This window comes from uncultured Metabacillus sp., assembly GCF_947503125.1.
Taxonomy (GTDB): domain Bacteria; phylum Bacillota; class Bacilli; order Bacillales; family Bacillaceae; genus Metabacillus.
Genome location: NZ_CANNCR010000025.1, coordinates 33,120 through 48,701, shown reverse-complemented (window position 1 = coordinate 48,701; position 15,582 = coordinate 33,120). Strand labels below are relative to the sequence as shown.

General features: G+C 38.5%; 15 protein-coding genes and 1 riboswitch. Of the genes, 2 read left to right on the top strand and 13 right to left on the bottom strand.

Going from position 1 to position 15,582, the window contains the following annotated elements; all coding sequences use genetic code 11:
* Window positions 1-2: 2 nt before the first annotated feature.
* From Q1B07_RS16070 to dapA, 11 genes are all read right to left on the bottom strand, one after another.
* The gene (locus tag Q1B07_RS16070; RefSeq protein WP_299092025.1) at window positions 3-905 is read right to left on the bottom strand and encodes a dihydrodipicolinate synthase family protein; all 903 of its coding nucleotides are present in this window, start codon (window positions 903-905) and stop codon (window positions 3-5) included.
* 94 nt (window positions 906-999) lie between these two features.
* The gene (gene gucD / locus Q1B07_RS16065) at window positions 1,000-2,466 is read right to left on the bottom strand and encodes an alpha-ketoglutaric semialdehyde dehydrogenase GucD (protein ID WP_299092023.1); all 1,467 of its coding nucleotides are present in this window, start codon (window positions 2,464-2,466) and stop codon (window positions 1,000-1,002) included.
* 27 nt (window positions 2,467-2,493) lie between these two features.
* Entirely contained in the window at window positions 2,494-3,276 is a 783-nt protein-coding gene (locus Q1B07_RS16060) for an IclR family transcriptional regulator (RefSeq protein WP_299092020.1), read from the bottom strand.
* A gap of 454 nt (window positions 3,277-3,730) precedes the next feature.
* On the bottom strand, window positions 3,731-4,735 hold the full coding sequence (pdxA, locus tag Q1B07_RS16055; protein WP_299092017.1) for a 4-hydroxythreonine-4-phosphate dehydrogenase PdxA: 1,005 nt from the start codon (window positions 4,733-4,735) through the stop codon (window positions 3,731-3,733).
* On the bottom strand, window positions 4,722-6,029 hold the full coding sequence (locus Q1B07_RS16050; RefSeq protein ID WP_299833057.1) for a four-carbon acid sugar kinase family protein: 1,308 nt from the start codon (window positions 6,027-6,029) through the stop codon (window positions 4,722-4,724). The genes pdxA and Q1B07_RS16050 overlap by 14 nt, the downstream gene beginning before the upstream one ends.
* 96 nt (window positions 6,030-6,125) lie before the next feature.
* Complete coding sequence (locus tag Q1B07_RS16045) at window positions 6,126-7,292, bottom strand: iron-containing alcohol dehydrogenase (RefSeq protein ID WP_299092011.1); 1,167 nt, start codon at window positions 7,290-7,292, stop codon at window positions 6,126-6,128.
* A 43-nt stretch (window positions 7,293-7,335) separates the two neighbouring features.
* The gene (locus Q1B07_RS16040; protein ID WP_299092009.1) at window positions 7,336-8,286 is read right to left on the bottom strand and encodes a phosphoglycerate dehydrogenase; all 951 of its coding nucleotides are present in this window, start codon (window positions 8,284-8,286) and stop codon (window positions 7,336-7,338) included.
* Between the two features lie 22 nt (window positions 8,287-8,308).
* A complete protein-coding gene (locus Q1B07_RS16035; RefSeq protein ID WP_299092006.1) occupies window positions 8,309-9,814 on the bottom strand; it encodes a tripartite tricarboxylate transporter permease in 1,506 nt (501 codons plus the stop codon).
* Window positions 9,815-9,824: 10 nt separating this feature from the next.
* Window positions 9,825-10,274, bottom strand: a complete 450-nt coding sequence (locus Q1B07_RS16030; protein WP_299092004.1) for a tripartite tricarboxylate transporter TctB family protein — start codon at window positions 10,272-10,274, stop codon at window positions 9,825-9,827.
* 173 nt (window positions 10,275-10,447) lie between these two features.
* Window positions 10,448-11,455: a tripartite tricarboxylate transporter substrate binding protein gene (locus tag Q1B07_RS16025; protein ID WP_299092001.1), complete on the bottom strand. Its 1,008-nt coding sequence runs from the start codon at window positions 11,453-11,455 to the stop codon at window positions 10,448-10,450.
* Window positions 11,456-11,510: 55 nt separating this feature from the next.
* Window positions 11,511-12,410 carry a 4-hydroxy-tetrahydrodipicolinate synthase gene (dapA, locus tag Q1B07_RS16020; protein WP_299091998.1) on the bottom strand — a complete coding sequence of 300 codons (900 nt, stop codon included), beginning with the start codon at window positions 12,408-12,410 and terminating at the stop codon, window positions 11,511-11,513.
* A gap of 334 nt (window positions 12,411-12,744) precedes the next feature.
* On the opposite strand from dapA, the gene Q1B07_RS16015 reads away from it, so the two are divergent.
* Window positions 12,745-13,431: a GntR family transcriptional regulator gene (locus Q1B07_RS16015; protein ID WP_299091995.1), complete on the top strand. Its 687-nt coding sequence runs from the start codon at window positions 12,745-12,747 to the stop codon at window positions 13,429-13,431.
* Between the two features lie 93 nt (window positions 13,432-13,524).
* Window positions 13,525-13,581, top strand: a riboswitch (cyclic di-GMP riboswitch).
* Between the two features lie 23 nt (window positions 13,582-13,604).
* A complete protein-coding gene (locus Q1B07_RS16010) occupies window positions 13,605-13,736 on the top strand; it encodes a hypothetical protein (protein ID WP_299091992.1) in 132 nt (43 codons plus the stop codon).
* A 48-nt stretch (window positions 13,737-13,784) separates the two neighbouring features.
* On the opposite strand, the gene Q1B07_RS16005 is transcribed toward Q1B07_RS16010, so the two are convergent.
* A complete protein-coding gene (locus Q1B07_RS16005) occupies window positions 13,785-14,972 on the bottom strand; it encodes a YecA family protein (RefSeq protein ID WP_299091989.1) in 1,188 nt (395 codons plus the stop codon).
* A 233-nt stretch (window positions 14,973-15,205) separates the two neighbouring features.
* Window positions 15,206-15,577, bottom strand: a complete 372-nt coding sequence (locus Q1B07_RS16000; protein WP_299091987.1) for a hypothetical protein — start codon at window positions 15,575-15,577, stop codon at window positions 15,206-15,208.
* Window positions 15,578-15,582 lie beyond the last annotated feature (5 nt).

The following is a 15,582-nucleotide window of genomic DNA, read 5'->3' as shown; positions in this document are numbered from 1 at the left end:
CTTTAACCTTCTTTCATTTTGATATTATTTAAAAGTGAATCCACTTTCTCTGGAAGCTCAGATGGATATACATCAAATGGTGAACGGTTCCCTGGCTTGACACTAAACCACCTTTGATGTACAGCTTCTTTTATTGCTAAAAAGAATGATGGACAAAACGTATAGATATCCATTAATATAGATAGTTTTTTATGCTGCTCTTCTGCCTTTACAAGATTACCATTTTGATATTCTTCATATAAACTAACAGAAATTTCAGGTGCGAAACCAGCAGTGCCATTAATGCTTCCTGCCGCCCCAATCATTTGAGCCGGCAATAAATGTTCATCAAAAGCTGAAAAAACCATAAAGTCACTCCGCACTTTTATAACTTCCTTGATCATTTGGCGAATATGTCCAAAGTCATTTACTGTTTCTTTGATCCCACATATATTTTGGTAATCCATCACTAATTTTTTAACCAATTCTACTGAGAGCGACTGTCCGCTAAAAGCCGGGATATTGTATAAAAGGACAGGTAATGTTGTATTCTCTGCAATTTCCCCAAAAAAGCGATATAACTGCTCTTCTGAGAGCGGCCAATAATATGGATTAACTGCAAGCACACCGTCTGCTCCATGTTCCTCAGCGCATGCACTTAAATCAAGTACATCTTTTAAGGCTGTGTGCCCAATTCCCACTAAAACAGGAACCCGCTTATTAATACTTCTAATCATTTCTCTAACATATAGTTTTCTCTCATCTAATGTTAAAGAGGAAAACTCCCCTGAACTTCCCATTAGCAAAATTCCATGAACGTTCTGGTTAATTAGTTCGTCCAAGTACCTTTTGTTTAAATCCAAGTCAAGATTTCCATTTTTATCAAATAACGTAACAACTGGCGGGATTATTCCTCTAAACCTCATTCTTCTTTGCTCCTTTCAATAAAATTCCCCTGAAGAGGCAATGTTGAATGTAGAGCCTTTTGAGTATACTTAAGTCCGCTTGAATCCGCTTACATCACCCTTTAATAAATACAGTTTTAACGGCAGTGAAAAATTCCTTTGCAGCTTCCCCTTGTTCACGTGAACCAGTGCTGGATGCTTTCATTCCTCCAAATGGCGCTTGAAGTTCTACTCCTGCGCTTTCCGCATTGACTCGAATGAGACCTGCATCAATTCCATCAATAAATTCAAGCAAAGAGCTTATATTAGATGTGAAGATGGATGCACTTAAACCATATTTTGTATGATTTGCCATTTCTATCGCTTCTTCTAAGTCAACTGCTTTTAGAAGTGAAATGACTGGGCCAAATATTTCTTCCTGAGCAATAATCATATCTGTTTTCACATTTTCAAATATTGCTGGCGAAACAAAAAATCCTTTTTCAAATTGTCCGCTAGTTAATGGCTCTCCTCCATAAACAAGAGAAGCTCCCTCATTTTTTCCTACTTCAATGTATTTCTTTACCGTATTAAACTGACTCTCGCTGGCACAAGGTCCCATCCAGATTCCATCCTCTAAGCCATCCCCGACAGTAATCTTTTTTGTTTCTTGAACTAACTTTTCCTTAAAGGCATCGTAAATCTCAGATTCAACAATCACACGACTCGTTGCTGTACACTTTTGGCCGGTAGAACGGAAGCCACCGCTGATAACAGCTTCAACTGCTACATCTAAATCAGCATCTTTTGTAACGATGACTGGATTCTTGCCTCCCATTTCTAGCTGAAATTTAATACCGCGGGCTGCAGCTGATTTTGCAACACCTTCTCCAACAGTTTCGGATCCTGTAAATGTAATCGCATTCAAAAGAGGATGAGCAATCAGAGCCTGGCCAATGACTGAACCCGAGCCAGTAATAAAATTGACTACACCTTCTGGAAGTCCAGCTTTAGCGAAACATTCAACTACTTTTGCAGCAGTTACTGCCGCTTCAGTTGCAGGTTTTAGAACGACTGTATTCCCATACACAAGGGCCGGTGCAATTTTCCAGATTGGAATGGCTACTGGAAAGTTCCAAGGGGTAATAACACCTACTACTCCAAGTGGTGTTCGCTTTGTAAACATAAGCGCATCCTTATCAGATGACGGAATTACATCCCCATCTTTCCTCATTCCTTCTCCTGCATAATAGCGAAGAATTGCAACACCGCGAGCAGTTTCTCCTTTTGCTTCTGGAAGAGTTTTTCCCATTTCCCTTGTCATTGTTTCAGCAATATCATCCAGGTTTTCTTCAAGAATATTTGCTACTTTAAATAACAACTGTCCTCGTGCTGCTTGGCCAAGTTTCCTCCAGGATCTCTTCGACTTATGTGCAGCTTGTACTGCTTTTTCCAGATCTTCTTTTGTTGAATATTGAACATAACCTACTATTTGATCTTTATTAGCCGGGTTGATGCTTTTGATGGTTTCCTGTGTTTCTGATTCAACCCACTTATTATTGATAAAGTTTTTATAGATATTTCCTTTAAATGCCGTTTGCATAAGAGTTCCGCTCCTTTTTTATATTTTCTATTCAATTCTTCCTTTGGAGAGACCTGTAGAGCCGGCAAACTGAGATAATCGATTCGCAAGCTTGATAATTTCATCCTTTGCCTGATCTTTTTTCTGTTCCCAACTATCTGTCATCATCGTAAAACTAACTCCAGCAATAATTTTATTTTCAAAATTATAAATAGGTGCAGCTACACAATGAAACCCTATAGAAGCCTCTTGATTCTCAATCGCATATCCATTTTCTTTCGCTTGTTTAACGTTTTTATAAAGTTCATCAATGCTTGATATTGTAAACGGTGTCTTTTTTTCCAATTTACTGCTATGGAAAATTCTCTCAAGTTCCGTTTTCGTGTATTGAGTTAATTGAATTTTCCCTATAGCAGAGGCATGTGCAGGGAATCGCATCCCAGGATCTGTTATGAGCCTGACTCGCGAATCTCCTTCCATTTTCCCTAAATAAACAACATCTCCTTCCATTAATGTTCCTAACTGGATATGTTCATTAATTTTTGAAACGGACAGGCCCGCTTCCTTATAAAATGATTGCAATAAATTAAACTGCTTGAAATATGCTGCACTTAACGCACCCAATGCGGGACCTAATGAATATGTATCCCCTTCTTCCTTAACAATCCACCGTAAGGTTTCTAAGGTATTCAACAAGGAAAATAATGAGCTTTTATTAATCCCTAATTTTTTTGATAAGTCAATAAGACGCAATTGATTTGGATATTCACCAATTTCTGCTAAAATGTTATTCGCTTTCTCCAAAGCTGGAACCCAATACTTTTCTTTCATTAAAAATCACTTCATCTCCATTGGTTTACTATATTAAACTTAGTTTGTTATTTTGAACTTAAATTCATTTTACCATATATGTTTAAATTTTCAAATAATTTATTTTAAATTTATTCATTCATTCTTTGCCAACTATACGAGGGGCACTGAAGAAGTCCGTTTTTAAAGAGAAAAAGAAGCTAACAAACTATCTATAGTAGGTTGTTAGCTTCTTTTATCGTCTGTATATTTGGAAATATTCGATACTTTCAAAAAGCATTACTTTTTCAACAGTCTCAATTATTCGACAGCCTTTTTTAAATAAGACCGTAATTGTACGATTAACCTTCTAGCAACACTCCTCATTGCTCATCGTTCCATAATTCATCGAATTAATACCATCTACTTTGTTATCATGAGGTTCGGCTTTCAGTTTAGATATGGCCATTTCCTTTGGGAACAGCTCCACTTGAATTTATCCCTTTGGTGAAAGTTCAACCGCCTGCCTAATTGCTTCATTCAGGCTCTTTTCATCTGCGATTCCAGTTCCTGCGATATCGAACGCGGTTCCGTGGTCTACGCTTGTTCTAATAATTGGCAGTCCAACTGTGATGTTAACCCCAGCATCGAGCCCTAAAACTTTTACTGGTCCGTGACCTTGGTCATGATACATGGCAACGACAATGTCAAAATCTCCGCGGACTGTGCGGAAGAACAGAGTATCAGCCGGCAGCGGGCCAACTACATTAATTCCCTCTGCCTGGGCTTTTTCAACTCCTGGAATCACCTTCTCTTCTTCTTCCCCGTAACCAAACAGGCCATTTTCACCGGCGTGCGGGTTGATGCCGCATACTGCAATCTTCGGTGAAGAAATGCCTGCCTTTTCGAGCGTGTCATGAGCAAGCCTGATCACATGATATACTCGTTCTGGATTAATCATCTTCACAGCATCGATAATCCCGACATGTGTCGTAACATGGATGACCTTGAGGTTTGGCGCTGAAAGCATCATCGAGAAATCCTGGGTACCGGTCAGGTCTGCAAGAATTTCAGTATGGCCTGGATACTTGTGTCCTCCCTTTTGCAACGCTTCTTTGTTTAATGGCGCTGTACAAATAGCAGCAATCTTCTGTTCTTTAGCAAGCGCGATTGCTGTCCTTACGTATTCGAACGCTGCATGCCCAGCGTCTGGTGAAACTTCACCAACAGGGAGATCACCTGGCAGCAAATTTAAATCCAAACAGTGGACAGTTCCAAACTGAAAAGGAACATTCTCCAAATCATCGGCTGAAACGGACTGAATCACCAATTCACTGTTTACAAAGCTTTTTGCCCGCTCAAGGATCTTGCTGTCGCCAATGACGAGTGGATTGCTGATGTGATACATTTCCTCATTCGCAAGACTTTTTAAAATAATCTCCGGCCCAATGCCTGCAGCATCTCCCATTGTTATCCCGATTACTGGCTTATTTTGATTCATATTGTTCCACCTTTCCTGTCATATAGTTAACTGCCTTTACAAGTGAGTCCTCATTCCCGAATCCGCCCGCTTTTGTAACTGCCCAGTAGGTTCTTTCCCTACTTGTAATACGACCGAATGGCAGACCCGGCTCAACCTCGCCGTACAGTGACATCTGGCTCACACCTAGTTCGGAACAAACAGCTTTAGCCGTATCGCCGCCTGTTAAAATCAAACTATTAATATCATGCCTTTCATCAAGGATGGCAGAAGCGGCTTTGCCAAGACCAGTCGCTATAGCTTCACTCACCTGGTTTCCATTCATGGCAAGTTTTTTTCCGGCTTCTTTGGCTGCATCACGGTTTTCCTTAGAGCTGTCAACATAAACAACCAATTGTTTAGCCTGTGCATTTGCACCCGCCTGAAAAAGCGAAGCATCAACATGAAGAGTATGATTCACTAAATCTACTGGATTGATTTCGATAAAGCAGACTTCGTTTAAATCTCTTAAACTCTTAATCTGCTTTTTTGTTACCTGTGATAAACTGCCTGATACAACTAATGTTTTTTCAATCTTTATTTCCCCATATTGCTGTTCTGAAAGAGGCTTTAATTTTAATGCGTTTGGCAGGTACTCCACCAAGCCTCCTGATCCAGCCCAAATCATGCGTTTGTTGATACTTGCGAAGGCTTTTGTGATCATTTCCAAATCTGCTTCAGACTCAGCATCACATACATACCATTTCTTTCCGTCTGCAAATGTTTTTTTGATGAAGGTGATTACTTCTTCCAAAGAGCGGCGCAATATAAAGACATCAACAAGTGCAACATCCTCTTTGATAGCAGCCCCCAAAAGTTTTTGAATAAAACATTCAGTAACAGGAGTTTTAGGATCCCTGCCAAACTCTGTCTCATTGATCAAAACACCATTTACATAGTGATACCCGTTAACTGTAGTCCTGTTGAGCTTTGGAAATGCGGGAGCAATAACCACGACATCCGGACGGTACACGCTTGCAAGAGCATCGAGTTCTAAAGCAATATTTCCCCTTAACGTCGAATCGACTTTTTTATAGACATGGGAATACCCCTGTTCAAAAAGAAGAGAAGCAGCCTTTACAACTGCTTCATAGGCTCGTTCCGAAGATTTCGCACGGCTGTCGGTATCTATTACGAGCACTTCTGCATCAGATACAGCATTCTTCTTTTCAATATCCATCACAACAGTGGAGGTAAACCCTTTTTTTGCAAATTGTACACCCGAATCATTTGAGCCAGTTAAATCATCCGCAATAATTCCAATTTTCTTCGACATATCTTTACACCCCCAGCTGCCAGGTTTTATTCCATTACTTTCATCAAATGAATGCTATTTTACTAATTCTTAACCATCTTCATCAGGTCCTGCTATTTATGGCAATAATTTTCGATAGATGATCTTCATTTGTTCAATCGTCAACTGTTTCGGATTGTTATTTAATAACCGAGTTACTTTGGATGCCGACTCAGCTAAATGAGGGATGTCTGATTCATGAACTCCGAATTCATTTAAATTTTGAGATATATTCAATTCCTTTGTCCATTCCTCGATTTGTTCGATCACTTTCTCAGCAATCTTCTCTTTGGATTCCTCAGAATGATCAATACCCATGGCTTTACTTACTTGAACCAGTCTTTCCGTAATCACATCCATATTAAATTCCATCACATGCGGCAGCAGCATCGAGTTTGCCTCACCATGAGGAATATTAAACTTTCCACCAAGAGGATACGCCAAAGCGTGTACAGCTGCTGTTCCTGCGCTTGTTAATGCCATTCCCCCATACATAGATCCGATTAACATTTTTTCTCTCGCTTCAATAGAAGATCCATTATGATAGGCTTCTAGTAGACTTGAAGATATAAGTCTAATGGATTCCAATGCAAACATATCACTAATTGGATTTGCTTTATTCGATATAAAGGATTCAAGTGAATGAGTAAAAGCATCCATACCAGTAGCTGCCGTAATCGACTTCGGGAGACTTAAGGTTAAAACTGGATCAAGGATAACCAGTTCTGGAAGAAGGTATTTACTTACAATTCCTACTTTTAACTCTTCCTCAGGTATTGTTACGATCGAATTTGGAGTGACCTCTGATCCTGTCCCTGAAGTAGAAGGAATTAAGATTGTTGGGATACCTTTTCTTTCAATTTGATTCCCGCTTAATAGATCTCGAATGGAAACATCGTTTGTTTTTAATACAGATAACAGCTTTGTGGCATCCAGAACACTGCCACCACCAATTCCAATCAATAGATCAAACTCTTTTTCAGCGATTTCCCGATAAACATCCTCTATATTTTGAATAGTTGGTTCCGGCATAATCTTATTTATTGTAAAAGTGTTGATCCCTTTTTCTGCTAGTTGATTTTCTACTTTTTCAATAAAACCTAATCTTTGTAGAGCTGGTTGGGCCACAATAAATGCAGATGCTATTTTCTTATTGACAAGATGCAGATGTTCTGAAAGTTGGTCAAGCGAACCAGCTCCAGAGATAATATGTTTTGCAGTAAAAAATTGATAAAGATTATTCATAAACTTCCACTCCTTTCTGCAACGACGAATTTCACTATATGTACTAAAGCTGATTTACCACATGAACAGGTTTTTCACCCTTTACGAGTACATTGACGATATTTTCCACACAAGTCATACCAACCTTATTAATTGCTTCATATGTGTAACCTGCAATATGTGAGGTGGCAATGAAATTTGGTAAGGAAAATAACGGGTGATCTGTAACAGGCTCCTTTAAAAATACATCTACTGCTGCTCCTGCAATCTTTTTTTCTACTAACCCGGTATATAGGGCATGTTCATCAACCATGCCTCCTCGAGAGACATTAATTAAATAGGCTGTATCTTTCATCATATTTAGCTCATCTGATCCAATTAAATTTTTTGTTTGTTCATTCAATGGCATATGAAGGGTAACAAAATCACTTCGTCTCAGGAGATCAGAAAGTTCCGTAAATTCAACACCATGTTCTTCTGCAAATGCTAAGTCAGGATAAGGATCAAAAGCAATAATCCTCATGTCAAATCCCTTCGCCCTGCGTACGACCTCTTTCCCTATTCTCCCTAGACCTACAACCCCTAATGTTTTTCCAAAAACCTCTGTTCCAATTATCCTTGGCCACTCGCCTCCCTTTGTTAATGCATTTGCCTGGGGAATATTTCGTGCCAAGGAGAAGAATAAGCCAAACGCGTAGTCTGCAACCGCCATTTTATTTCCATCTGGAACATTGGTTGCCCAAACACTTTTTTGCTTTGTTGCTTCCAAGTCAATATTGTCGACTCCTACTCCGTGCTTACAAACGATTTTTAAATTTGGAGCATGATCTAAAAGATGTTGATTTATTTCTGTATATCCAATTATTAAAGCATCAGCATCCTCTACAGCAGAGAACCATTCTGATTGAGGCGCCTGATCAGAAATACGTACTAATTCGATTCCATGATGATTCAAGTATTCGATCGGTTCATTCGAATACATACCAAATGACGGTGAGGTAGAAATGACTTTCATAATAACCTTGCCTCCTCATTTATTACATTTCAAAGTCGCCAGCAATCAGGTCCTTCTTTTTTCTAAACCCTGATACGAGGCTGAAAACAAAAACAACAAGAGAAAATACAAGTACAGAGCCTGCGATTGGCCTGCTAAAAAATCCAAGGAAATTTCCTTCAAACATTGAAAGCGATTGAAGCAAAGAGTTTTCCATCAACCCACCTAAAACAAAGGTTAAAACGATCGGGGCAATTGGGATATCAACCTTTTTAAAAAAGTAACCGATTACACCAAACACCAGCATTGCTCCAACGTCCCATAGACTGTTGTTAACACTATAGGAACCAAGAAGAGAGATGATCAGAATAATAGGATAAAGCAACTTTGCAGGCACCATGGCAATTTTAGCCCATATTCCTGCCATAGGAAGATTCATCAATAGTAGTAAAAAATTCCCGATAAACATACTTGCGATAATAGCCCAAACAATGTCCGGATTGGACTGGAACAGTGTGGGTCCGGGAGTAAGGCCATTCATAATAAAAGCACCAAGTAATACAGCGATTGTCGGTGAACTAGGCAGTCCAAGTGTGAATAGAGGGATCAGAGCGCCTCCGCAATACGAATTGTTTGCCGTTTCCGGTCCTGCTACTCCTTCGATTGCACCTTTCCCAAATCTCGATGGATCTTTTGCCAGCTTCTTTTCCAAAGAGTAAGACATAATGGCAGGTATCACCGAGTTAGTACCCGGAATCAACCCCGTAAAAAAGCCCAATCCTGTACCTCTGCCAATTGACTTTAAGGCAGGTGACCACTCTTCCTTTCTAGGTAGAACCCCCTTTACTTTTGGAGGCTTTTGCATTTTCGCTTGATTTTCTATCCCTATAAGGATTTCTGACATACCGAACAACCCCATGGCGATCATGACAAAATCGAGGCCTTCCATTAATTTCGCCTGCCCAAATGTAAAGCGGTCAAGTCCGGTAATCGGATCCATGCCGACCATTGCAAGTGTAAGTCCGATGAAGGCTGCAATTAGTCCTCGAATGAGAGACTGACCCATTAATCCAATGACCATGATCATCCCCATTACCATCAATGCAAAAAATTCAGGAGGACCGAACTTTAAAGCAAACTCAGCAATAGGCGGTCCTAAAAAGGTTAAGCCTAAAATGGCAACGGTACCGCCAATAAAGGACCCAATGCCTGCAACCCCTAATGCAGCACCCGCCCTTCCCTGTTTTGCGAGAGGATGTCCATCCAGACAAGTGATAACAGACGCAGACTCCCCTGGTGTATTAATAAGCACTGACGTAATCGTTCCTCCATACATCGCACCATAATAGATTCCAGAAAGCATGATAATCGCCGATATAGGCCCCATCCCAAAGGTAATAGGGAGAAGAACCGCCGTTGCAGTGGTTGGTCCCAATCCTGGCAGCACTCCAACCAGCATTCCAATCGTTACGCCAATAAAACAATATAATAGATTTGACCAGGATAAAGCAGTTTCAAAACCAGATAATAATAGATTGATTGACTCCATTATAAATCCCCTACCATCCCAAAGAATTTACCGGTAACGGTATGTTAAGCAAATTATAGAACACAAAGAAAAAAAATAACGTGACAATGGTAGAAATTCCGAGTCCGATATACCATTTATAACTAGGAAGAAATACAATAAACAGCATGATAATTCCAGCTATACAAAATCCAGTAAAAGGAACCATGATCATAAACAAAATGAATGCCAGGATAAACAATACAGTATTTCTTAATCCCTTTCCTCTTGGCAGAATATCACTGAAGCTAATTTTATTTTTAAACATAGAATCCGCTATATACAAAAGTGACAGCACAATCAGAGCCCCACTTAACCATAAAGGGAACAAACCGGGCCCCGGCCCAACTGATCCATAATAATCATAAGTTAACGCTGTGAAAAAAATAGTCAGGGCAAACAATAAAATAAAACTACCTACCCAAACCCCTGCGTTCTTCATTAATATCATTCCCTTTTCTCTATTTAATGAGTTTTCTACGGTTAGTAAATCTGCTGCAATAGTCCAAAGTTATTTATTCAAACAAAGATTGATTTCTCGTTATCAATCTAATTCTACTTCCTTCATTAATTGATGGGTACAAACAGCATGTCATGTTTGTACCCAAACGGTTCCTATTGTGCAAATTTTATTTTGTCAATCCACACTTTCGTCTCTTTCACTTCTTCTCTAATTTTTTCTTCGATTTTTTCCGGGCTTTCATCATAACCGCTTATATTCGATTTTTTTAGAAATTCTTTGTAGCTATCAGAAGAGTAAGCTTTGGCAAATGCTTCATTTAACTTCTTGTAAACATCTTCCGGTACATCTTTCGGTACGACAATGAACTTATAGACTCCCCATACTAAATCCATCCCTTTTTCCTTAAAGGTTGGTACATCAGGTATTTCAGTCGCCTTCTCTTCACTGAAGACACCAAGGAATTTAAGTTTACCTGCCTTTACATGTTCCATTGCCTCTCCTGGATGAACGGTAATAATATCAACTTGTTTGCCTAACAATGCTGTGATCGTTTCTGCTCCGGACTTAAAAGGAACATATTGGCCCGTTAATCCAGATTCATCAAAAAATGTCGCGCTTGCAAGATGGGAGAATCCACCCGCCCCAGAGGTTGCATACTTAATTGAGGTTCCGCTATCTTTTTCCTTCATTAAATCTTCTAGAGTTTCCCACTTTGAATCTGCATGAGTTAAAATCGCCATATTTTCATATGTAGTGCCATGTATAACTCTGAAATCTTCAATTGAATATTTTGTTGGTTTAATATTCGGTTGAGAAGTAAATGGACTGTTGGATGAAATCATGATTTTGTATCCATCTGCTGGTGCCTTCGCAACCTCAGTAGCTGCGAGAGTACCGCCGGCTCCTGGTTTGTTCACTACCATAACTGGCTGTCCCAATTCCTTCTCTACTTCCTTCGCTAATGTTCTTGCAATTAGGTCCGTACTGCCGCCTGCATCCCAAGGAACAATCAATTCAATTGGCTTTGTAGGGTATCCTTTCGAATCAGAATTCCCTCCTTGGCCAGAAGCCGTCTCTTTATCTTGACCTGATGAACCACATGCTGTTAAGCATACAATCGTTATTAACAAAACAAACATGAAGCTAAATAATTTTTTCATATACAAAGCCCCCTTAAAAATTAGCTATCATCCTTTGAGTTATCAAAGTCCAAGTTTATACTGAATTGATCAAATTTTTTTCATTGTATTTTTTCATTGTATGTTCTAATTTACTTTTCTCCAGGGAGGATAAAGGCTCTACAGGCAACCTGGAAGGACCTGCCGGAAAACCTGTATAATTGAGTGCTTCTTTTAACGCTGCTGGCAATGTTCCTAACTTTATGGCTAACCTTAGATCCCTAAGTTGATCCTGTGCGATCTGAGCTTCTTCATATTTTCCGATTTTCCAGTTTTCATAGATAGAAACCACCGTTTGTGGAAGCACATTTGCTGTTGCTGCAATGGCTCCTTTTCCTCCAGCCATAAGAGTAGGCAAGATGAGAGAGTCCGTTCCAGCTAAAACTGAAAAATTCGGGTTAACCGCATCTAGGTATTGTAAAATATTATCAATTTTACCGCTGCTATCTTTCATTCCAACAATATTATCTATTTCAGATAATCTCACCACTGTATGCGCTTGCAAACTATTGCCGGTTCGATCCGGAATATTATATAAAATAATAGGGAGCCGGGTTGAATTTGCAATTTGTTTAAAATGTTCGTATAACTCTTCCTGAGAGAATGCTAGGAAATAAGGCGTAATCACTGACAAGGCATCCACATTCAATTGCTCCATCTTTTTAGCCAGGCTGATTGTTTCTTTTGTGCTTATGCAACCGGCTCCTACATAGATGGGAACTCTCCCTTTTGCTTCATCTACTATGATCCTTGCAATTTCAACCTTTTCATCAAAAGTAAGCGAAAAGAATTCGCCATTTGTTCCTAAACAAAATAGGCCGTGAACACCACTTTCTATTAAATCATTTACTAATTTTCTTATCCCTTGCTCACTAACCTCCTGGTCACTTGTAAATGGAGTTATCATCGCAGGGATAATCCCTTCTGGCTTAATCATTTCAATCCCCCTTATTTAGTTGTTTTCAAACACTATAACAGTTACAGGTGATGGGCGATAAAGCTCAAGAATGAAAGAAAATATTTATATATATTTTTCGATTCCTTGAAACCGTTTACCATTTTCCCTCCATGTCTTTTCTAAACCCATCATTAAAATGTTGTATACATCATTTATCTGTATCTTAGACTGACTTCTGAATCTTGTCAATAGTTATATTATTTTGAAAACATTTGAATTTTATATACCTATTTGACGTTTATTTTTTTATCGTTTAAAATATGATGTATATAACAGAAAATTCTATATTTTATTTATTGAGGAGTAGAATTACATGGAGCTTCCAAAAATCGACAATTCCAACCTTTGGGATAAAACGTATACGATTCTTAAGGATAAGATTATTCGCAGGGAATTTGATCCTAATCAAAAACTATTAATACCGGAATTGGCACAGCATTTAGGAGTAAGCAGAACCCCCATCCGAGATGCACTTAATCGTCTTGAAATGGATGGATTAGTTACCACTGTTTCAAAGGTGGGGACATTTGTAAACGCTATCGAAATTCATGACGTATTAGACATTATGGATACACGATTAATGTTAGAATTTTGGGTCGTTGATAAAGTCTCCCAGCTACCAAAAGATAGCTTACTGAAGGAAATTTCAAAAATGCAGCAGATCACTGAAAAATCACTTTACGACATTGAAATTGACCCGCTCGAAGATTATTTAAGAAAGGATTATAACTTGGCCTTTCATCTCGAGTTTCTTAAGTTAGGGAAAAACAAAAAAAATATGCACATATATATGAACTTAATGAATTATAGATTTTTAGCTGTTGAAAGCTCCCTTATCTCAAAAGAAATGATTACATCTGCTATCCATCAGCATATCGCCATTATTGAAGCTTTAAAAGAAGGCAATGTCTCTGATATCAAAGCTGTCATTAAAAATCACCTAGATGATTCTAAGGATAAACTTGTCAATAAAATTCAAAAAAACGGCGGCATTATTTAGTTTTTATGGGATTTTCCTTTTCACCAACAATGGCATGAAAATAAAAAAATAGTAAAAAAGACCTACTAAAATCGACATATTTCAACCCGATACTATAAACAACGGCAAAATCACTAAAAGGTGATGACGCAAAGCAAGACAGCTACCATCAAGGATAAAAGGGGAATATGTTGATGTCGAACTATCATTGGGCAACACCCGAGGAAATTGAACGAATCAAAAAAAGGAATCGAACGATTTTATATGTTTCATTACCTTTGGCAACAGCGCTATTAACAGCGATGTTAACGCTGTTGTTAAACTAAAACATAACATAAAAGCGCCTGGTTGTGGCCAGGCACTTTTGATTTGCATTATTTTTTCTTTTTATTTATAGAAGATTCTTCCTCTTCAAAAAACAAATCTTCGAGGTCAATGTAATCATCATCCTCTTCATCGTAATCATCTTCATCATAAATATCTTCATCATCTAATAGGTCATATATATCATCAGTCATGAAATCGGCTATTTGCTCCAATTCATCTTCCAGGCCATTTTTAAGCTGGTGATATGCTTTTGACAATGAAGCTGTACTCACTTCATAGATCTCGGCAATTTCTGATTGCGTGTATAAGTCAAAGAATGGAATATTTTCGTTTACCAAATAATGCAATGCTGCTGCATAGATCTCCGGTTTACGGAAATATGGGTTTGTTTGCTGGCAGTAGATAAACCACAGCATAACCCCTAGGTCTTGAAATTGCTTTGGGAGTTCTTCTTCCTGGCTATGTTCTTTGTATATCTCAGCAACCTCTTCATACTTTGGGTTTGTCCAATTCAATTGATCAAGATCAGGGCCGCCCATTTGCCCAGCGAATATACCTAGGAGGAATTTTGGGAATTCATGAACCATAAACAGTTCGGCGCTTGGATAGTCACTAGCATCAAAGTCGGCTAAAACCTCTGCAGCCATACTTGACGCTTCGCTTGCTGAAAAATCGAGATACATCGTGAAATATGAATAATAGTTTCCATACGGAAGCAAAAAGCCAAGGAGAATTCCTCCCTCTTCAATGTCCTCATGCTTTTCAGAAAGCTTTACTTGTTTCGTTTCATTCGTAATGACATCCTCAACCTCAATATGGAGATCATCGATGATCTTTTTCACTATAGAGAAGGAAGCAACAGTATGATCCCATGCTTCAAGCTGCTGTAATGTTGATGATCGCAGCGTATGATTTTTCTTTTTCTGGTTAAGAAATTGTGTAAAGATGGTCTCCTCTGGTTCGATTTGAACGGAAAAAATTGCCCAAACAGTAAAGTATAAAGAAACTAAGTCCTCCTCCTCTTCTAACAAATCTAAACCATCCAAAAAGTCATCCATCATTTCCGTTAATAAAAATTCAAAGTGGCTAGTTGCAAATGCAAAAAGTTCGAACTGGAGTTGATTTAATTCATTATCACGAATTGTTTCTAGCATCACTACATTATTTTTCAAACAACATTGCTTATATTTCTTCCCGCTGCCACAAATGCATGGGTCATTTCTTTTTATGCTCACTTTTCACACCACTTTCTGCCGATCGATCGTTTTCTACTACACTATTAACATTCTAGCCTTATTTCTTCTTTTCTATTCTTTTTAGGAATCTCCTACTTTGTATTCTAACAGAAAAAGAAACAATTCCTATACAATAAGAAGAACTGCTTCTTATAGTTGAAAATAATTTTGATTGTTCATGCTTTTTGAGGCAATAAAAGAGAAGTGTTTTTTTAGCGGATTTTATTTGGAGGTTAAATCTCAATGTGCTTCTTTATTATGCCAATCTCTCTTTCATTCCGGACAGTCTTTTCCCATGTATGCTCATGGTCAGCCTCAAGCAATGTAAAGCGATTCATCATTTCTTTATGACGTTGTTCACTCTCCGTACGCATGAGACGAAGTTCTTCCCATATTGAAGATTGATCTTCTTTCATTGACGTTTGTACTTCTCTTATTGAAGTCAATTCCTGTTTCATTGATGTTTGTTCTTCTTTCATAGACGTCAACTCCTGTTTTATTGACGATTGTTCTTCTTTCATTGAAGCTTGTTCTTCACGAATATTGCCTACCATTTTTATTAGAGTAGTTAACATTTCTTCAATGCGGTTGAATCTTTCTTCCACCGTGC